Genomic DNA, 21,195 nt, shown 5'->3' with positions numbered 1-21,195 from the left:
ATAAATACCTTTATTGCTGTTCAGATAGCCTTTGCTGCAAAAATGCATAACTGGAATATCTGATGCAATATATTCAGTTCTTTAGCAGGATGCTCAGCAGATTATTCAAATATTCTTCGGAAAGAGCATCTTATTTTTAGCTCAAAGAAAAAGGAGAGGTGTCAAGCGAATGTTGACTAATAAACTTCTGGAAGAAAAAAACAGATTTGAACATTTATTTTTACAGACAGCAAATATAATGTTTGGACGCGATATGGAAGATCTTACAAATGAAAATCTTTATCAGGCATTGGCTAATACTATCCGGCAATACATAAGCGAAAACTGGATAAGGACAAATAAATATTATAGTGAACATAAAGAAAAACAGATATACTATTTTTCCATAGAGTTTTTATTGGGACGGCTTCTCAATAACAATATACTCAATCTGGACATTGGTGCCATCTGTCGTTCTGCAATGTCCGATCTTGGCATCGACTTAGATAACCTGTTTGATGAAGAACCTGACGCCGGCCTCGGCAACGGAGGTCTGGGACGTCTGGCAGCTTGTTTTATTGATTCCATGGCATCATTGGGCATTGCCGGACACGGCTGCAGTATTCGATATCAATATGGATTGTTTGAACAAAAAATCATCAATAATAACCAGGTCGAAATACCTGATAACTGGCTTAAAAATGGCTTTGCCTGGGAATACCGCAAAGCTGAAAAGGAAATACTCGTTCCCTTCGGCGGCAATGCCTACATGAAAGAAATGCCGGACGGAAATCTGAAACTTATCTATGAAAATTATACTACCGTTTCAGCGGTTCCCTATGATGTTCCTATAGTCGGCTATCACAACGGCATAGTAAACACTTTGCGGCTTTGGAACGCAGAAGTCAGTCAGGACTTTGCTCAAAGCGGTGTTTTGACACATGAACAACTGCAGGAAAAATTGAAATTTCAATATCGCCTTAAGGCAATAACCAGCTGTCTCTATCCAGATGACAGCTCAAATAAGGGAAAACTGCTCCGCCTGACGCAGGAATATTTTTTGGTTTCTGCCGGTATTCAAAGCATTGTACGCCATTATAAGAAGAGCAACTTATCTTTGCTTGATTTTCCACAAAAGGTTGCCATACACATCAATGATACCCATCCCGCTATGGCTGTTGCCGAATTAATGCGCATTCTCATCGACTCAGAGAAACTTTCGTGGGAAAAGGCATGGGATATAACTATGCGGACCATGGCATATACCAATCACACTATCATGCCTGAGGCTTTGGAAACATGGCCCATAGATATGTTCCGCCCTCATTTGCCTCGTATTTATATGATTATTGAAGAAATAAACAGACGTTTTTTGGAAAGCGTACGCCGGCGTTATCCGGGCAATGAAGATATCATCCACACTTTTTCTATACTTCAGGATGGACTCGTCCATATGGCCAGGCTGGCGATAGTAGGCAGCCACAGCGTCAACGGTGTAGCCAAGATTCATTCGGATATTCTAAAAAATTATAGTATGAAACAATTCAGTGATTACTATCCTAATAAATTCAACAATAAAACCAATGGTATAACTCATCGGCGCTGGCTCATTGCTTCAAATCCAAAACTTACATCACTTATAGATGAGCTCATATCGCCTAAATGGAAAACTGCGCCAAATATGCTCATTGATCTTCTTAAACATGTTGATGATCCATCTGCGCTGAAAAAATTAACTGATGTCAAGCAATTCTATAAAAATGAACTGGCACAACTTATAAAAACCAAATACAACATAATTATTGATCCTCTGTCCATATTCGATGTTCAGGTAAAGCGTATACATTCTTACAAACGTCAGCTCATGAACATACTCCATTTGATGCATCTTTATAATAAGCTTTGTCAAAATCCGCATCTTGATATATTTCCCCGTACTTTTATTTTTGGCGGAAAAGCCGCACCGGGTTATCACATAGCAAAAGAAACGATACGTCTTATCAATACCGTTGCGGCCATCGTAAATTCCGATGAAAATGTCAACCAAAAACTTAAAATAGTTTTTCTGGAAAATTACGGCATTTCACTGGCTGAAAAATTATTTCCGGCGGCTAATGTCAGCGAACAAATCTCAACCGCCGGTAAGGAAGCCTCCGGCACCGGCAATATGAAATTCATGATGAATGGCGCCATCACACTGGGGACTCTGGATGGGGCAAATGTAGAAATACATGATGAAGTTGGTGATGATAATTGCGTCATTTTCGGTCTCAATGCCGATGAAATATTATCTTATTATCAAAACGGTCATTACTCAGCATGGGATGAATATAACAGCAATCCTGACATTCACTGTGTTATTGATCAGCTCTTATCCGGTCCGTTCACCAGCAATGGTGATTTTCATTCTCTATATAACTATTTTTTTGGCAGCAATGACGAGTATTTTATTTTCAAAGATTTCCCCGCTTATTGCGCTGCCCATGAAATTATTGAAAAGAAATATATAGATACTCTCAATTGGCAAAGATCCAGCCTTATCAATATTGCTCACTCCGGCATTTTCTCCAGCGACAGAACGATAAAAGAATATGCCGATGATATTTGGGGAATGAATATGATAAAATTGCCTTCTTGATAAATTGGTCTGCATCCAGTCAAATTTTATTTTTTATCAAAAAAACCTGTTTTATAACTATTAAGCATATATTAAAAGTTACAGAAAGTGAGGATATATTATGATAATATCAGATTTAAAGCCTTATGATATTTATTTATATCATCAAGGTACCAATTATCACTCCTACGGACTTTTCGGGGCCCATTTCACAAACAGCGGCAATATATCCGGTGTGCGCTTTACCGTATGGGCGCCTGATGCTGAGTCAGTTAGTGTTGTAGGTAATTTTAACGGCTGGGATAAAAATTCACATATCATGAAAAAATTATCTGACGGAGAAATCTGGCATATATTCATTCCTCATCTGACTGAAAATTCACTATATAAATATGCTATAAAAACTGCCGATGGCAGACTTATCTACAAGGCAGACCCCTATGCATTCTATGCAGAAAAAAAACCTAACACAGCTTCCTGCTTATATAACATGTGCAGATATGAATGGCATGACATTTTATGGCAGGAAAAAAAGGCAGCGCACTCATCATATGAAAAACCAATGCTTATCTATGAAGTGCATCTTGGATCATGGCGCCGTGCTCCTGCCAATCATTATCTGTCTTATAGGGATGCGGCTGTGGAGCTGATAAATTATGTACGGGATATGCATTATACACACATAGAATTTTTACCTTTATATGAACACCCTTTTGATGGTTCTTGGGGATATCAGGCAACAGGTTATTATGCACCTACCAGCCGTTATGGAACTCCTGATGATTTTCGCTTTTTAATAGATACGGCCCATCAGAATGGTATCGGCGTGATCATGGATTGGGCTCCGGGACATTTCTGCAATGACGAACACGGTTTGAAAAATTTTGACGGGAAAAATCTTTACGAATCTGATAATAAACTGCGCAGTGAGAACAAACAATGGGGCACTACTAATTTTGACTATGGGCGTACTGAAGTACACAGTTTCCTTATTTCTAATGCTATATTCTGGCTGACGGAATATCATATCGATGGTCTGAGAATAGATGCTGTTGCCAATATGCTGTATCTTGACTATGAGCGGCATGATGACTGCTGGCAGCCCAATAAATATGGCGAAAACGGAAATCTGGAAGCTATAGAATTTATAAAAAAGCTTAATCAAGCTGTCTTTAAATATTATCCCGATGCCTTGATGATAGCGGAAGAATCCACTGATTGGCCCCAAATGAGCAGCCCTGTGCACAGCGGAGGTATGGGATTCAATTATAAATGGAACATGGGCTGGATGAATGATATCCTCAGTTATATAAGTCTTGACCCCATATATCGCAAATGGCATCACGACAAGATCACCTTCTCTTTGATGTATGCCTTTTCTGAAAATTTTGTTCTGCCACTGTCTCATGATGAAGTAGTACACGGCAAATGTTCCCTCATCGAAAAAATGCCAGGAGATTATTGGCAAAAATTTGCCGGGTTAAGAGTATTTTTTGCCTACTGGATCGCCCATCCAGGAAAAAAATTATTGTTTATGGGCGGAGAATTCGGTCAATTCATTGAATGGAATTACGATGACAGCCTTGACTGGCATCTAACTGAAAAATACCCGATGCATAATAAGCTTTTGCACTATTCGAAGACTCTGAACAAACTTTATATTGATTCACCTCCTCTGTGGCAGATAGATTTTGATTGGAATGGTTTTACATGGCTTAGCTGCGATGACAAGCAAAACAGCATTGTCGCTTTTATGCGCAAAACGACAAATTGCACTGACTTCTTAATTGCTGTTTTCAATTTTACTCCGCAGATCTATTATAGCTATCGAATCGGCATTCCCATAAAAGGCGGCTACACAGAGATATTCAACAGTGATGACACTGTCTTCGGCGGTTCAGGCATTACCAACACAGACATAATACAGGCAGAAGCAATTCCGTGGAATAGCCACCCTTTTTCGATTTCGCTCACCATACCGCCGCTCGCCTGCGTATATTTACATCTTAGTGATGAATCCTACAAATTATTTTTATCGGAAAAGAGTAACAGTACACTTTTCCAAAAACATCCACTGATTTCGCCTGCAAAAAATTCACATGGATGCAATAAAAGAAAAATAGCCCGCATAAAAGCTAAACTGCAAAAAACATCTCACTGATTTTTTTATCTGATTGCTCTCTTTTGGCAAATTATCAATATATATTCAATAATTATAGAATGGAGGATTGTTCTCATGTTGAAAATTCTTTATGCTGCTGCAGAAGCAGCCCCTTTCATAAAAACCGGCGGATTAGGTGACGTAGCCGGATCGCTTCCTCAGGCGCTTAATAAGCAGAGCATTGATGTTAGGGTAGTGCTGCCTAAATATAGCGCGATAGCGAAGCAATATCAGTCAAAGATGAAAAATATATACGCGGGGACAGTCAATGTTTCTTGGCGAGAACAATATTTTGGTATTGAAAAATTAAAGCTTAACGGAGTTACCTTTTATTTTGTAGACAACGAATACTATTTTAAAAGAGAAAATATATACGGCTATGATGATGACGCGGAACGTTTTGTCTTTTTCTGCCGTGCTGTTCTAAAAATGCTGCCCGAAATAGACTTTTGGCCTGACATCATTCATTCAAACGATTGGCAAACCAGTCTTATCAATGTATTTTTAAAATTGGGATACACACACGATAGCAGATATAGTAATATAAAAACAGTTTATACTGTACACAATTTAAAATATCAAGGTGTATTTCCCAAAACATTTCTGACAGATGTATTAGGGCTAAGTGAAAAATATTTTGATAACGGTGATCTGGAGTTCTATGATAATATCAATTTCATGAAGGGCGGACTCTTGTATTCCGATACTCTGACCACGGTCAGCCGTTCTTATGCAGAAGAAATCCAAAATTCTTATTTTGGAGAACAAATGGATGGCGTACTGCGCCGCCGCAGCAATTGTCTCTGCGGCATCGTCAACGGTATAGATCAAAGCGAGTATAATCCCGCAACAGATCCTCATATTTTTGTTCCTTATACTGCTGTCAACGCTTTGGAGAAAAAAACAGAAAACAAAGTAAATCTGCAGGAAAAACTGGGCTTACCTATCGACAGAAATGTTCCGGTCCTCTCTTTTATATCTCGGCTTGTTGAAGCAAAGGGAATAGATTTGCTCACAAGAATTCTCGATGAACTTCTGCAGTATGAGAATATTCAATTTATTCTGCTTGGAACAGGCGATTACAAATATCAGGAATGGTTTCACGGCCTCCAATGGCGTTTTCCGACAAAAGTTTCCGTCAATACTGTATTCAGCGATGAACTGGCTCATCAAATTTATGCCGCATCTTCTCATTTTCTAATGCCCTCCAGATATGAACCATGCGGTATTTCACAAATGATAGCACTGCATTATGGCAGCATTCCGATCGTTCACTCCACTGGAGGATTGAAGGATACTATTATCCCCTATGACAGTTATACGAACAACGGTAATGGCTTTGTATTCGATAATTATAATGCTCATGAGCTGCTTTTTGCCATTAAACGCTCCTTAGAAAAATACGATGATATCATATTACGCCGGCGCATTATAAAAAATGCCATGTCATCGGATTACAGCTGGACTAATTCTGCCAAACAATATAAAGACGTATATACGAATCTGCTCAAAAATAAATAGTTGAGAGGGTGATTTCTTGCCTGAGGAAATTTTACTGCTGCATGATTCCTATAATGCTTATTATCGTTATCCCTTTGGAGCATGCCGTACAAGTACAGATCTTTTTCTGTCAATCGATGTTATCTCCGAAACAAAGATTTTGAAAATATCTCTGCGTTTATGGCAGGAAGTATCCGGCGAAAAAATAATATCATTGCACAACTCTCTTCAAAATTCCAAGCATTACACGGTTCAGCTGACATTGCCAGATAAAGGGTGTCTTTTATGGTATTATTTTATCATTGATACTGCCGATGAGACACTGTTTTATGGGAACAGCACCGAAAATACCGGCGGAAAAGGATGTATTTATCAACGCTCTCCGTCCTCTTTTCAGGTAACCGTTTATCAGGCTGATGCCGCTACTCCGGCATGGTTCAAAAATGCTGTAATGTACCAGATATTTCCTGATCGTTTTTACCGCTGCGGAAATGCCATTGTTTCTAAAAAAAACGCTGTCTATCATGCTGATTGGCATGATAAGCCCTATTATTATAAAGACGTTGACACAAAAGATATCATTTCCTATGATTTTTTTGGCGGCAACTTGGCCGGTATCAAAGCCAAACTGCCTTATTTACAGGAATTAGGTATTTCGGTGATCTATCTTAATCCCGTTTTTGAATCTGCCAGCAATCACCATTATGATACGGGTGATTATCACAAAATAGATCCAATTCTAGGTTCTAACGAAGAATTTATTGACTTGTGTACTTCAGCGCAGAAAATGGGCATACGAATTATTCTTGACGGTGTTTTCAGCCATACTGGCAGTGACAGTATATATTTCAACAGAGAAAATACGTATTCTTCCATAGGCGCTTATCAATCCAAAAACTCGCCTTATTACGATTGGTATACGTTCCGCAGCTATCCTCATGAATATGACAGTTGGTGGGGATTTGATACACTGCCTAATGTTGACGAAATTTCACCGTCGTATATGAATTTCATCATAGACGGTGAAAACAGCGTGCTGCGGCATTGGCTGAAAAATGGTATAAACGGGTGGCGCCTTGATGTCATTGACGAATTACCACAAAAATTTTCACGGCACTTTTATAAAACAATGAAAAGCATCAAGTCGGATGCCATTCTTATCGGTGAAGTCTGGGAAGATGCCTCAAATAAAGTCAGTTATGGCATTTCGCGGGAATATCTTTGCGGCGGAGAAATGGATTCAGCCATGAATTACCCATTTCGCAAGACAGTGCTGGATTTTCTGCTTTGCAGAATATCTGCCCAAAAGACTTGTTGTTATCTGTCCAGTCAAAAAGAGAATTACCCCTATCATAATTACTATGCAATGATGAATTTAGTAGGAAGCCATGATGTTGAACGCGTCATCAGTTTATTAGGTGAAGCCTCCAATTATGAGACTATATCTGCCGCAGCTCAAAGAAATTACCAGCTTGATCCTGCTCACTACAGGTTGGGAATGCTCAGAAGCAAGCTTGCCGCCTTATGGCAGATGACTTATCCAGGTGTACCGTCTATATATTATGGTGACGAAATAGGGATGGAGGGACTGCGTGATCCATATAATCGCGGTACCTATAACTGGAGTGAGGGCAATAATGAATTACAGGCATGGTTCAAAACCTTGATTGCGCTGAGGAATAAGCATATTGCCCTTAGAACAGGCGAACTTTTGTTTCTTTATGCTCAAGACGATGTAATAGTCTATTTACGTTGTATCCGTACAGGCAGTGATGTTTTTGGACAATCTGCCAAAAATGACTGCTTTATTATAATAATCAACCGCAGCTATAAGAACACCGCTCATCTCACACTTGATCTGCATGGTTTTTGCCATACCGCGGTAAAAGATGTATTATCTGAAGCTGAAGAAATATTGCTGAAGGACGATATCCTGACACTGGATATAGAAAAATTATCCGGTATGGTCCTAAGGCAGGTAACGAAACCGCTCCAATATGAACGCAGCTGCGGTCTTCTTCTACATCCCAGCTGCTTATATTCACCTTACGGGATCGGCGATATAGGCAGCAGCGCATTCTCTTTTATCGATTGGTTGAAAAACAGCAACCAAAAATATTGGCAGATATTACCATTAAATCCTGTAGGTTACGGTGCCTCTCCCTATCAGTCACCTTCTGTTTTTGCCGGCAATAAATTGCTTATTTCTCCCGACAGTCTGCTCCGTGACGGATTACTTATGCCAGAAGATATCTATCATATTGATGATTCTGACAGTGTTGATTTTTCTTCTGTAGAATCAAGTAAGGATACATTGCTCAGAAAAGCCTTTTCATTATTTTCTCCCTGTGAGGAATTCTATTCATTTTGCCGTGAACAAAAATATTGGCTGGAAGATTATGCCATTTACAGTGCGCTGAAAAAACATTATAACGCCTCATGGATAAAATGGCCGGCTCCATTGAGAAATCATTCTCAGGAAGCCTTGTCTGAGGCTTCTTCTAAACATCAGACAGAAATAGCCTACATAAAATTCGTTCAATATATTTTTTTCAGCCAATGGCGGGAATTAAAGAATTATGCGGCTAAACACAATATAAAAATCATCGGTGACATGCCTATTTTCCCTTCGCATGACAGTGCTGATGTGTGGGCACATCAAGCTATGTTCAATCTTGATGAAACCGGTAATCCCTTAACGGTTGCCGGTGTGCCGCCTGACTATTTTACTGAGGATGGTCAGCTTTGGGGAAATCCACACTATCGCTGGGATAAAATGGCCGAGGACGATTATTGCTGGTGGGTAGAAAGATTTCGTACTCTTTCTCTCATGACGAATGTAATTCGGCTTGATCATTTTCGCGGTTTTGCTTCCTATTGGTCTGTAAACAGCAAGGCCTCAACAGCCCGTACGGGCTGTTGGGAAAAAGGTCCCGGTTTGTCTTTTTTTAAGTCTCTGGAAAAACAGCTGGGAAAAATTTCTATTATTGCAGAGGATCTTGGTATTATAACGGAAGATGCAGATAAGTTAAAAAATGACTGCGGTTTTCCGGGGATGAAAGTATTGCAGTTTGAATTGCATTTAAGCACAGAAAAAAATATAAGCTTTTCCTGTGCAGAAAATAATATTTTATACACAGGCACTCACGATAATGATACTACCATAGGATGGCTGAAAAAAAATCTTACACCGGAAGCACGAGCTATTTTATCAGCACAGTTGAAACTGTATGCCGCATCGTCGGATCAGCTTTGTCAAAAATTGATAGAATACGCTTATGCCAGTGAAGCCCGCATAGTTATATTACCTCTTCAGGATGTACTCTTGCTTGATTCATCAGCTCGAATGAATTTGCCCGGCACAGTTGGCAAAAATTGGACTTGGCGGCTGTCGAGCGACCGCATGGACCCAAAAACAGCTTTGTATCTGGCAGAACTCAGCAGCAAATATAAAAGACAGTAACATATATTTCATTTTCAAAATAGAACTCCTGCTTAATATTATCTGGTATGACTGACCATATTAAGCAGGAGTTTTATTTTTGTTCACGAATATACAACAGTTGATATTATTTTTAGGAGAATTTAATTATATGCACAAAAAAATTTATTTATTATCGGCATTAACTGCCTTTGCTGCCGTTTTCAATGCAGCACAGACTCATGCCTATGCAGATGATACAGATATCGATCTGCTGAATTATATTCAAGAACAGAAAGATTATGCCCGCCAGCATAGAGAAAACAAAGAACTTAAAGAACTGCGTGCTGACATTGACAATGAAAAATTTATACGTCCACTCGATCCTTCAAAACCAGCACCTATAATATTTGAAGGCAATGATATTTCTTATGACAGCGGCACAGGCGATGTATTTGCTAAAGGGAATGTCCGCATAACCCACGATTATTCGCGGATTACCACTGACTCCATGTCAGGTAATGCCAAAAGCGGTGATACAGCTATTCCCGATAAGGCTCACATGGCCCAATCCGGAGATCTTGCAGCCGGTGAACCGAATATTGTCATGGATGGCTATAATACCACATACAATTACAATACAAAACTCGGCAAAATGGAAAATGTAAAGGGATCCATAGATACTGAACAAGTATCCGGGAAAAAAATGGAATTTTATCCCGAAGAGATGATCATATATGATGGTTCCATCACACGTTGTCCGGCAAAAAAACCGGACTACTATATGTCTGCCGATAAGATTGAAATATGGCCGGACGATCATATGATAGCCTATAATGCAAAATTTTGGATCAAAGGGCAGGTAATCTATAAAAAAGACCGTTATATAACAGCAATAGGGAAAAATGCTTCAGACAAAAACAGTACCATCCCCGTGCATGTAAATTATGACAGTGATGATGGCCTGCATATAAATTATTATTATGACCAAAATCTTAATGAAAAAATCAAAGCCTATATTGATTTCAATTATTATACCAAGCATGATCTTCGCAATGTCTATGGACTGCAATGGGCAGACGGCAAAGCTTCTGTACGTCTTGAAGACGGTTATTACGAAGACAGCAACAATGTATGGATAAAAAAAGAACCAACTATGATTTTTGATTATAATACTCATATTGCCAACACACCGCTTAGCTTTGGCTTTTCCACGGAATACGGCAAATGGGACGATGATATAAAATCAAGCTGGCACAGAAGTCATTCTGTCAGCCTTTCGCATGCCCCCATCAATCTTGGATCTCCCAAAATACGTCTTTATCCAAACATAGGCTATTCCTGGATCTATGAATCCTATGACTCAAGCAACTCAAATAATTTCTACTATAATGCTACAGTGATGGCTGATATAAGCCCCAAACTTGTAGCATATACTGCTTATCATTATTCGCAGTCAACAACACAAAACTCGTTATTTGATTATGGTTATGATGATTATTCAAAAAAAGTCACTGCCGGATTCAGCTACGAGCTTACTGACAAGGACAGAATTGTCATTGCCAACGAATTTGATGCCGGAGACGGTATGAAGGTGATGGATAGGGATTATTACTGGTATCATGACTTTCATTGCCTTGATATGGAACTCAGATACCGGGAAAAAAGAAATTCATGGCATATAAAATTCAATCTTGTTCATTGGTGATACAAAATGGAAAACAGAAAAAATTTATTATCCGCTGTTCTGAGCGGTATGCAAAATAAACATATAGCCGTCATCGGCGATATGGTCGCAGATATATACCTGCACTGTACTATCGACCGAATCTCTCGTGAAGCACCTGTCTTAGTTCTCAAACAGGCAGAAGAGAAAATTGTTGCCGGAGGCGCTGCCAATGTAGTAAATAATATTGCTACACTGGGCGGATGCGTTTCCGCTGTGGGATTACTAGGCAGTGACAGCGCCGGTGCAGGCCTTAAAAATATTTTGACGGTTAACGGTGTCGGCATCGACGGTATGTTGGTTTCAGCTAAAGGCACCACTATAACTAAAACCAGGATAATTGCCGGAGGAAGAGCAACCGTCAGTCAGCAGGTAGTACGCATAGATCATGATAATAATACACCGATAAGCCCTTCTGACGAGACACTGCTTTTAGAAAAACTGCGTATGCTGCTGCCAAAAATCGGCGGCATTGTTCTCAGTGATTATGGCAGTGGTACAATTACACCCGCGGTACGTGAACTCGCCATAAACTATTCACAGAAAAACAATGTTCCCTGCATAGTCGATTCACGCTACGATATAGAATCCTTCGCAGGTGTCACTTACGTGAAGCAAAATGATGCTGAGCTGGCCAGCGCCGTAAATTCTGCAATAAATACAGAGACCGATCTTTATAATGCTGGATTTCTCTTGTTGAAGAAATTAAAAGCTAAAGGTATTTTAGTAACCTGCGGTGAAAAAGGAATGGTTTTATTTGAAGAAAACGGCAAAGCAACTCGCATCCCCGTATCTGATAAAAGTGAAGTTTACGATGTTTCCGGTGCCGGTGATACTTGTGTAGCCGCATTTATCTTGGCCGTAGCAGCAGGCTATGATCCTTCTCTGGCAGCAAAATTATCCAATTATGCTGCCGGCATAGCTGTACGCAAGATGGGTACAGCCACAGTAGCGGTAAAAGAACTGAAAAATATTTTGGAAAAGTGAGCTTATGATTATAAAAAATGATGATATAGCAATGCTTTGCTCTGTTTTAAAAAAATCCGGTCAAAAAATAGTTTTAACCAACGGTTGCTTTGATATTATCCATGCCGGACACATAACATATCTGGAGAAGGCTGCTTCATATGGTGACTGCCTCATTGTCGGTCTGAACACCGATGCCTCCGTAAAACGTTGGAAAAACGATAAAAGACCTATTGTCCCCGAAAATGAACGAGCCATTGTGATAAATGCTCTAAAATCTGTGACTTATGTGGTTTTGTTTGATGAAACCAACGCTGAAAAGCTTATAGAAAAGGTACGGCCGGACATTTATGTAAAAGGCAGCGATTACTCTCTGTCTACCCTGCCCGAGGCAAAAACCCTGCAAAAATATGGCGGCCACGCCGAGTTTATCAAATTATTGCCGGGCTGCTCCACAACAAACATCATAAAGAAAGTACAAGAGATCTGCAGCTGACCATGAAAAATATTCTTATAATAAAGCTCAGTGCTATCGGTGATGTCATCCATGCGTTGCCTGTGGCGGCAGCTGTAAAAAAAACTTGGCCGGACTGTCATCTTACTTGGGTAGTTTCTCCCGTAGCTGCCGACATAGTCAACGATTGTCCGGCAATTGATGAAATTATTATTTTCGATCGGAAGAAATTAAATTCGCCTATTGATTTTCTTAAATATATGAAACCTTTTTCTGCACGTCTCAATAAACGCCGCTATGATATCAGTATTGATCTGCAGGGACTTTTAAAATCAGCTCTTATTGCCTGGCTGGCCCATGCTGCAGAAAAAGTCGGTTACACGGATATGCGTGAGGGCAGCGGAATCATAAGTACACCGCTGAGCGGAAAAAACCATAATGGTCATATAGTGGAAAGATATTTGGATGTTGTCCGCCGATTAGGCGGGAACGCTGATAATCCAGTATTTCCGCTGGGCATAACAGAAGACAATATTGCTAAAGCCCGTTCTCTGCTGTTTGAAAATAAAGTGAATCTCAGCGATCCTTATGTGGTTTTGGTGGTCGGTGCCAATTGGCCCAATAAACGCTGGCCTGCTTCCTATTTCGCAGAATTAATTGATTGGTGCTGCGGTAAAAAAATAATTCCGCTTTTAGCCGGTGCCGGAAAAACAGACCGTCTTATCGCAGATAAAATAAAAAATCTGACACAAAACAACACCGTTGACCTGGTGGGACAAACAGCTTTAAAAGAATTGGCATTCATAATTAAAAATGCCTCTGCCACCGTCGGCGGTGATACCGGCAGTCTTCATATGGCGGCTGCTCTTGGCAAACCTGCTATTATGATCATGGGACCTACAGATGCCAATCGCAACGGACCCTACAATCAAAAAAACAATTATATTGAAGTAGCCTATGACTGCCGACACTGCTGGAAACGGAAATGCCGCTTTAACCGTGATTGTCTTGCCTCTATTGAGCCTCAGCAGGTAATAAATAAATTGACAGCAGTTTTACGCTGATTTTAATTTATTCAGCACAGTAAAACTTGCCGGACAGCGGCATCCCACACTTTTGAACCTTCTTATCAAAAGTCAGACCAGCTAATAACAGGAAGGTGATTTTCATCGCTCTTTATTATGTATTGAAACTATTCAGTAAACTGTTCTGTTTATTGCCAGAAAAAATATCGTACCTGATAGGCAGGGCCATTGGTCATATAACATGGTTTTTAATTCCGCCTAAACGAAAAAATATGGCTGTAAGAAATGCTGTACTCAGCCTTAATATATCTCATAAGAAAGCTGTACAAATCGTAAAAAAAAGCTGGACAAAATTTGGTCCCATGATAATCGATGTACTGCGTTTTCCTATCATGAAATATAATATGAATAAATATATCACTTTATCCGGTACAGAAAATCTTGATGAGGCTTTGAAGCTTGGCCGCGGCGGTATTCTTGCAGCTGCTCACAGCGGTAACTGGGAACTTTTAGGCGGCGCTTTATCTCAAAATGGCTATAAGCTTGTCGGTGTAGCTCAGGAACAATCCAATCGCGGCGCTGATCGTTTTATGAACGAATACCGTGCCTTGATAGGTGTATATGTCATGTATAAGTATGATGTCCGAAACATGTTCAAGATGATCTCTAAGGGCTGGCTCATTGGCCTCATAATGGATCAGGATGCTGCTGAAGACGGTATAGTTATGCCTTTCTTAGGCAGAGATGCTTCATGTGCTCACGGAGCAGCGACTATTGCCCGCCGCAACAATGCTCCTATAATTCCTGTTTTTATAGTCAAAGGCCCCGGACTCACTCATCAAATAATTATCCATAAACCTATCTTTGTGGCGAAAACCCAAAATAAACATGAAGATATACGCACAGCTACCATGATAATAACAAAACAAATAGAAGATCATATAATAAAACATCCTGCGGAATGGTTTTGGCTGCACAATCGATGGAAATCGGTAGAGCGTCATCGAGCGACAAAAACTTATACAGAAAAGGGCAAATAAAATGCAAGAAAATAATCAGCCAATAGATTTTACTATTTGCTGGGTGGACGGCAATGATCCATCCTGGCAGAAACAAAAGAATGCCTATTCTTCTGATATAAATGGAGATAAGCGTCTCAGCCGGTATCGCGATTGGGACAATCTGCAATATTGGTTCCGTGGTGTAGAAAAGTTTGCGCCCTGGGTAAATAAAATCCATTTTATAACCTGCGGACATTTACCGGCATGGTTAAATACTGAACATCCCAAATTAAATATCATCCGCCACGATAATTATCTTCTTCCACAATATCTTCCTACTTTCAGTTCCAGTCCTTTAGAGCTGAATTTACATCGTATAAAAGGTCTTGCCGAACGCTTTGTATCTTTTAATGACGACATGTTTATTCTAAAACCGGTGCCAAAAGAATTATTTTTCAAAAACGGACTGCCAACAGATTTTTGTATTGTCACTGCCATAAGTTCTCCTGTAAAAGGCGATATGATGCCTTTTATAAAATTTAACAGTATGGCTGTACTGAATGCTAATTTTGATAAAAAGGCAGAAGTCCGCAAGCATTTTTGGAAATGGATGTCCCCTAAATATGGCTGGAATGCTTTGCGCAATTTTATTTTCTCAGGAGAGCATCATTTTCGCGGTTTTTCTAACAATCACCTGCCCTATTCATTTTTAAAAAGTACTTATAATGATATCTGGTCTGCAGAAAATGATGTACTTGATGAAAGCAGCTGCAATAAATTCCGCAGCCGCAGTGATGTTGATCAATGGCTTATTCGATATTGGCAGCTTATAAAGGGCGACTTTGAGCCCATAGGCCGTCACGCTAAGGGACAGGTATTTGAAATATACGGACAGGAAGCAGATAATGCTGATTTATATACTGCTATTGAATCACAAGACATGCCTATGCTCTGTGTGAACGATAATGATAATATTGATTTTGCCAATATAAAAAGACATATTATCGCTTCCTTTGAAAAAATTCTGCCAGAAAAATCGAGTTTTGAAAAATGAATATTCTTCTTCTTGTACCAAGAATGAATATAGGCGGTGCCGAAAGTCACGTTGCTATGCTTGCTCCCCTTCTTCAGAAAAACGGTCATAATGTTATCGTTGTTTCCGGCGGCGGACAGCTTGCCGATAAGCTGGCTGCCAAGGGAATTTCTCAGATATTCCTGCCATTGCGGCTGAACACTTCTCTTGCGGCATTTTTTCTCAAATTCATAATAAAAAAATATGATATAGAGCTTGTCCATGCTCATTCTGCTGCTGCAGGTATCACGGCAGTAAAATGCAAGTTAAAATATTTGCCTGATCTGCCGGTTCTTTATACTGCACACGGCTTGTTCGGCAGCAGAAAAGAAAGGATTCTTCTGCAGTGTGATAAAATAATAGCCGTGAGTCAATATGTATACCACATTGCTTTAGAAAATGGTGCCATACCGGAAAAAGTAAAAGTTATTTATAATGGTGTTGATACCAAAAAATTTTCTCCTCACGATAATCGTAATGATCTTCGCAAGAGATTAAATATAGCTGACAAAACTTTCTGCCTGGCAATTACTGCCCGGATAAAAAATCTCCGCAATAAGGGCCATCAGCATCTTATCAAACTTTTATCAGAACAAACCGGTGCTGCAGACTGGCATTTACTGATTATCGGTACCGGTAAGGGCAAGTGGAAATTGCGTTATCAAATATGGAAAAATGGATTGACAGACCGAGTACATTTTCTTGGTCATAAACCCGATGTGGAAAATTATCTGTCTGCTGCCGATGTGATTGTTCTGCCATCACGTTTTGAAACCTTTGGTCTGGTCCTCGCTGAAGGAATGGCAATGAAAAAACCCGCGCTCGCCTATGATGTCGGCGGCACAGGTGAAGTTATTACCGATGGTAAAACAGGATACCTCATCCCCAGCGGAAATTGTGAGATCTTGTACAGCAAACTCAAATTATTAGCAGCAAATACTATCTTGCGTCTTCAGATGGGTCAAGCCGCCAGAAACGATATTATTTCCCGTTTTTCTCCTGAAAAAATGTTTGATGAGATTATTTCTCTGTACAACGAATGTTCCCAGCCCCAAAAATAAGTTCAGGGATATTTGTTTATCCTTGAACTTATTTTTCACTAATCCTGATTTTATTTACTTTTGCATATAATTTACCAGCTCATCTGTCGTTTGAGGAAAAAATATTCCCGCTTTTTCCATGATCTCTTTATATGCATGCAGAACAGGGCTTTGCCCGAAATCAGCAAGACTTATGGATTTGAACGGCCTGCCGGAAAACATAGCAGGATACATTAAGGCAGTTGACTGATAGCTGGCCACAGCAATGAGCTTTTTTTCGCGGGCGAAAAGCAGTTCTGCCGGTTCAATCCCCTCATAGATGCGCATCTGAGGAAAATTCTGTCGATAATAATCTATCTTATACTTACTGTCATTGGGATGAGGTTTATACAAAAGCACTGCCTTATCATCGAATGGTTGAATCAATTTTTTTAAACATGTCAATTCCTGCTCTATTGTGTACCATTTTTTTTCAACCAGCGGCTGGCTCAAAAACAATACACATTTTGCTGTAAAAGTTTCCTGCAAAAGATCATGCATTTTTAGATCTGCTATAGCAGTATGTATCATATTCTCGGTTATTTTTACTGTCTTGGGTGAATAACGTCCGAGAAGCTCCGGTGCGTACATATAATCTACAACACCGGCATGACTGTCTCCTGCTGTTGCTGTATTAATATACATATCGCTTTTTATGCCAGCTGATTTTTTTAAGAGCCATATTTTAAATTTATGAAAAATTTCATGTGTTTTAGGTCTGCGGCGATCTTCATTATAATAGGAAAAAAGCCCGTCTTCATAGCGATAAAAATCTTTCATTCCCAATGCCGCTACCAGTAATTGATTTTGCGGATCAATATCGCTGCCAAGGAAAGCTCTTTCTATGCCAATTTTACCGATGCTGTTTTTTACTTCATCAGCTTGTTTTTTATAACTCTTTTCTTTATTTTTATGTGAAAGCCAGTTTAATAAATAAAATACTTTCACATATCCGCTCTTGTCTGATGCCATATATGCCATCAAGGGGTTCTCTGCCCATTTAGAATAACCATGCGGATGAATAAGTGCCAAATAATTATCATCAGCGGCAAAAATGCTCCTGCTCAAAATAAATGATGTCAGCAAATGAAATGGCGTATTTACTATAAATAAATTCTTCATAATTCACCTCTTTAACTATTTTAACGTAAAGCAAAATAAAGCACAAGTTCACCCTGATTATACTGCTCTGTGTATTTACAATTTAAGACAAAGGAATAAATTATGGATTTTTTCAGCAATATTATCAAAGCAAAAAAAAATATAGCCAATGATGTATCTATAAGAACCGGCATGAATATCGCTTTTGGTATAGATGCAGAATTTGCACTCGGCATGGGTGTATTGATGACGTCTATTGTGAAGAACAACCCCGGCACAAATATAGTCTTTCATATATTTACCGACAAGCTGAACAGTGCCGATATAAATTGTCTTGCTCTACTGGGTCAGGAATATAAAACTGTTGCAGTATATATATATTACATTGATGGAGATAAATTCAGCCATCTCCCTATCTTATTCACCTGGTCAAAAGCAATTTACTATCGTTTCATAATTTGCGGTGAATTACAGAACAAAACGGACAAGTGTTTATATCTTGATTCTGACATTCTTTGTCTGCAACCGTTAAAGAAGCTTTTCCAAATTGATCTTGACGGTGTGATTTCAGCAGTTGCTGCCGATTATGATTTTATGACTGGTTATGCAAAAAAAAATCTCGGCTTTACCGGAGAAAAATATTTTAACTCCGGTATGATGCTGATCAATGTAGATGAATGGAATAAAAATCATATTTCTGAACAATCTATTACAATGCTGCAACAAAAAAGTAATTTTAAATTTTATGATCAGGATGTCTTAAATATGCTTTTGGCCGATAAGATATTATTTCTTCCGCACTGTTATAACATGATCTACCACCTTGCGGATATGAATGAAAACCCGGCGGATGATACCGTTTTTCTCCACTACTCCGGAAGCGTCAAACCCTGGCAAAGCTGGGGACAGTTCCATTTCTTGACATCCTTATGGATAAAATATCAAATGATGTCTCCGTGGAAAGCCGTATCAATACAAAATCCCAATACGTACAAACAGGCGAAATTCATGGCCAGAACGATGAAAAAAACGGGAAATTTCAAAGGCTGGCTGAAATGGTCTTGCCTGTATGGTCTTTGGAAATTACGCAAGAAGATATGAAAAGGCAGGAATAAGCATGCTTACAGATACCCTATGCAACAAATATGATCACTTGTTCAGCAAAAGCAAAGAAAATATTGTCCATATCGGTTATGGTATAGATGATAACTATATGCGCTGCACAGCCGCTTCAGTACTTTCTATATGCCGCCACAATCCTAATCTGCATCTTCGTTTTCACATTCTGACATCAACACTTTCCGCTGATAATAAAAAAAAGCTGAGAAACCTGGCAGAACTTATACAGACCGATATTGTACTCTACGAGATAGACACCTCTTTTTTCAACACGCTGCCTACTTTTGTTCATTTACCGGTTTCGACATATTTTCGCTTTATACTTCCTTCCATCTTAAACGAAGAAGAACGTGTCTGTTACCTTGATGCCGATATAATATGCCTCAGTTCAATAGAATATATCTTCAGCTGCAATCTGGAGAATGCAATTGCTGCAGCCGTACCTGATTTGGAATGGATGAACAAAAAACGCTGCAGCGCTTTATCCTTAAAAGAACATACATATTTTAACGCAGGTATGTTGATCATAAATATAAAAGAATGGAATTCTTTTCATGTGATGGATAAGGTCCTCGCATTATTTAAAAATGATCCGGTCAGATTCCGCTATCTTGACCAGGATGCTCTGAACATAGCCTTGCACAACAAAATTATCTATTTGCCGAAAAGATATAACTGTATTGACAGTTTTGCCGAAGACAAGGAAAAAATTGTTTTTCTGCATTTTGCGGCACATCCAAAACCATGGAATATTGCCTGGCCTATAAGCAGAGCAAGCACTGTCTTTCGTAAAGATCTTTATGCTCAATATGAAAAAGAAACGCCCTGGGCTGATATGCCTTTGCAGATGCCCTTGAATTATAAAGAAATGAAAGTTTATGCAAAAGCTTTGCTTTATTCAGGTCAAAAGGTCAATTCTCTGAAATGGTATTGCAAATATCTATATAAAAAATTAAGGAGATAATACATTTTCATATGGAAAAATTTCTAATTATCAACACATCCTTTTTTGGTGATATATTGTTAACAAGTCCCTTGTGCCGCAATATAAAAAATATTTTCCCACGCAGCCATATAACATTTATCACTAATAAACCATTTGCGGATGCTGCCTTATATCTTGATGGTGTGGATAAAGTTACTATTTATGACAAAAAAGGAAAACATCGCGGCGTGGCCGGTGCCTTGAAATTCTATTACGAATACAAAACTTTTTTTGCAGAAGGATTTAATGCCGCATTTGTTATCTACGGTAATGAACGCGGTATAATTTTATCACGTCTTTTAGGTGCAAAAAAAGTGTATGCAGAAAACAATGGGCCGCTCCGTATTTTCCTATCCAACAAGAAAATTGATTATCACGGCCTGCAGCGTGTCCAGGAACGCAACACTGTTTTACTTGAGCAATATACAGACTTGCCTTTGAAAAATATACCTATGCTGTATAAACCGCCACAGCAAGTTTTTCGGGAGGCATTTTCGCTTTTACAGCAGTTTTCTATATCTCCTGCTGCAAAAAAATACATCTGCCTGTGCACCGTTTCAAAAAGAACTGAAAAAGATATGCCTGTACAGATCTGCGCGGCACTCGTTGAAAAACTGCATGCCGCCGGCTATCGGATATTATTTTTAGGAGCCGGCTCACGTGCTGCTGATTACAGCAGCCAATTACTGCGCTATACCGACAAATATATTGATTTGACCAACAGAACATCTATCCCGCTCTTAGCTGCCGTTTTAAAACTGAGTATGGGACTTATAAGTGTTGATACCGGTACCATGCATTTAGGATTGGCACTCGGCATTCCTGTCCTGTCTCTTTTTTACGTCTTCGACAAAGCACACATAGCTAAATGGGCTCCTGATCCTAATTTATATAACACAATTATTTTAACAAAGGATAAATGCTCCTGTGAAGAAATTTTTGACAATATAATGCGGCTCACCAGCAATAATAAATAAAAAGCTCGGCAA

15 protein-coding genes are annotated in these 21,195 nt (G+C 39.3%); 14 read left to right on the top strand and 1 reads right to left on the bottom strand.

The features are described 5' to 3' along the window. Positions 1-169 precede the first annotated feature (169 nt). From NXG61_RS09875 to NXG61_RS09825, 11 genes are all read left to right on the top strand, one after another. Complete coding sequence (locus NXG61_RS09875; protein WP_307223514.1) at positions 170-2,617, top strand: glycogen/starch/alpha-glucan phosphorylase; 2,448 nt, start codon at positions 170-172, stop codon at positions 2,615-2,617. A gap of 100 nt (positions 2,618-2,717) precedes the next feature. After that, positions 2,718-4,757 (top strand): 1,4-alpha-glucan branching protein GlgB, encoded by a 2,040-nt coding sequence (gene glgB, locus NXG61_RS09870; protein WP_307223513.1) that lies wholly within the window; start codon positions 2,718-2,720, stop codon positions 4,755-4,757. Positions 4,758-4,832: 75 nt separating this feature from the next. Beyond that, the gene (gene glgA, locus NXG61_RS09865) at positions 4,833-6,278 is read left to right on the top strand and encodes a glycogen synthase GlgA (RefSeq protein ID WP_307223511.1); all 1,446 of its coding nucleotides are present in this window, start codon (positions 4,833-4,835) and stop codon (positions 6,276-6,278) included. A 16-nt stretch (positions 6,279-6,294) separates the two neighbouring features. Further along, entirely contained in the window at positions 6,295-9,720 is a 3,426-nt protein-coding gene (gene malQ / locus NXG61_RS09860; protein ID WP_307223509.1) for a 4-alpha-glucanotransferase, read from the top strand. A 130-nt stretch (positions 9,721-9,850) separates the two neighbouring features. Further along, on the top strand, positions 9,851-11,386 hold the full coding sequence (locus tag NXG61_RS09855) for a hypothetical protein (RefSeq protein ID WP_307223507.1): 1,536 nt from the start codon (positions 9,851-9,853) through the stop codon (positions 11,384-11,386). 6 nt (positions 11,387-11,392) lie between these two features. Continuing rightward, positions 11,393-12,391 (top strand): bifunctional heptose 7-phosphate kinase/heptose 1-phosphate adenyltransferase, encoded by a 999-nt coding sequence (locus NXG61_RS09850; RefSeq protein ID WP_196604659.1) that lies wholly within the window; start codon positions 11,393-11,395, stop codon positions 12,389-12,391. A 4-nt stretch (positions 12,392-12,395) separates the two neighbouring features. Beyond that, positions 12,396-12,866 carry a D-glycero-beta-D-manno-heptose 1-phosphate adenylyltransferase gene (gene rfaE2 / locus NXG61_RS09845; protein ID WP_196604658.1) on the top strand — a complete coding sequence of 157 codons (471 nt, stop codon included), beginning with the start codon at positions 12,396-12,398 and terminating at the stop codon, positions 12,864-12,866. Between the two features lie 2 nt (positions 12,867-12,868). Continuing rightward, positions 12,869-13,888 (top strand): lipopolysaccharide heptosyltransferase II, encoded by a 1,020-nt coding sequence (gene waaF / locus NXG61_RS09840; protein ID WP_196604657.1) that lies wholly within the window; start codon positions 12,869-12,871, stop codon positions 13,886-13,888. Between the two features lie 95 nt (positions 13,889-13,983). Further along, a complete protein-coding gene (locus NXG61_RS09835) occupies positions 13,984-14,889 on the top strand; it encodes a lysophospholipid acyltransferase family protein (RefSeq protein WP_330998032.1) in 906 nt (301 codons plus the stop codon). A 1-nt stretch (position 14,890) separates the two neighbouring features. After that, positions 14,891-15,904: a stealth family protein gene (locus tag NXG61_RS09830; RefSeq protein ID WP_307223502.1), complete on the top strand. Its 1,014-nt coding sequence runs from the start codon at positions 14,891-14,893 to the stop codon at positions 15,902-15,904. After that, positions 15,901-16,983 carry a glycosyltransferase family 4 protein gene (locus NXG61_RS09825; protein WP_307223500.1) on the top strand — a complete coding sequence of 361 codons (1,083 nt, stop codon included), beginning with the start codon at positions 15,901-15,903 and terminating at the stop codon, positions 16,981-16,983. The genes NXG61_RS09830 and NXG61_RS09825 overlap by 4 nt, the downstream gene beginning before the upstream one ends. A gap of 54 nt (positions 16,984-17,037) precedes the next feature. Here the strand turns inward: NXG61_RS09825 and NXG61_RS09820 are convergent, their stop codons facing one another. Next, complete coding sequence (locus tag NXG61_RS09820; protein WP_196604654.1) at positions 17,038-18,123, bottom strand: polysialyltransferase family glycosyltransferase; 1,086 nt, start codon at positions 18,121-18,123, stop codon at positions 17,038-17,040. Positions 18,124-18,225: 102 nt separating this feature from the next. On the opposite strand from NXG61_RS09820, the gene NXG61_RS09815 reads away from it, so the two are divergent. From NXG61_RS09815 to NXG61_RS09805, 3 genes are read left to right on the top strand one after another with little or no spacing between them, the layout of a single operon-like run. Then, the gene (locus tag NXG61_RS09815; protein ID WP_307223496.1) at positions 18,226-19,203 is read left to right on the top strand and encodes a glycosyltransferase family 8 protein; all 978 of its coding nucleotides are present in this window, start codon (positions 18,226-18,228) and stop codon (positions 19,201-19,203) included. Between the two features lie 16 nt (positions 19,204-19,219). Next, positions 19,220-20,185 carry a glycosyltransferase family 8 protein gene (locus NXG61_RS09810; protein ID WP_196604652.1) on the top strand — a complete coding sequence of 322 codons (966 nt, stop codon included), beginning with the start codon at positions 19,220-19,222 and terminating at the stop codon, positions 20,183-20,185. 11 nt (positions 20,186-20,196) lie between these two features. Further along, the gene (locus NXG61_RS09805) at positions 20,197-21,183 is read left to right on the top strand and encodes a glycosyltransferase family 9 protein (protein WP_307223491.1); all 987 of its coding nucleotides are present in this window, start codon (positions 20,197-20,199) and stop codon (positions 21,181-21,183) included. Positions 21,184-21,195: the final 12 nt, after the last annotated feature.

This window comes from Pectinatus haikarae, assembly GCF_050916305.1.
GTDB classification, from domain to species: Bacteria; Bacillota; Negativicutes; order Selenomonadales; family Selenomonadaceae; genus Pectinatus; species Pectinatus haikarae.
Note: the sequence above shows the minus strand (reverse complement) of the source record. Positions and strands in the feature narration are given on the sequence as shown.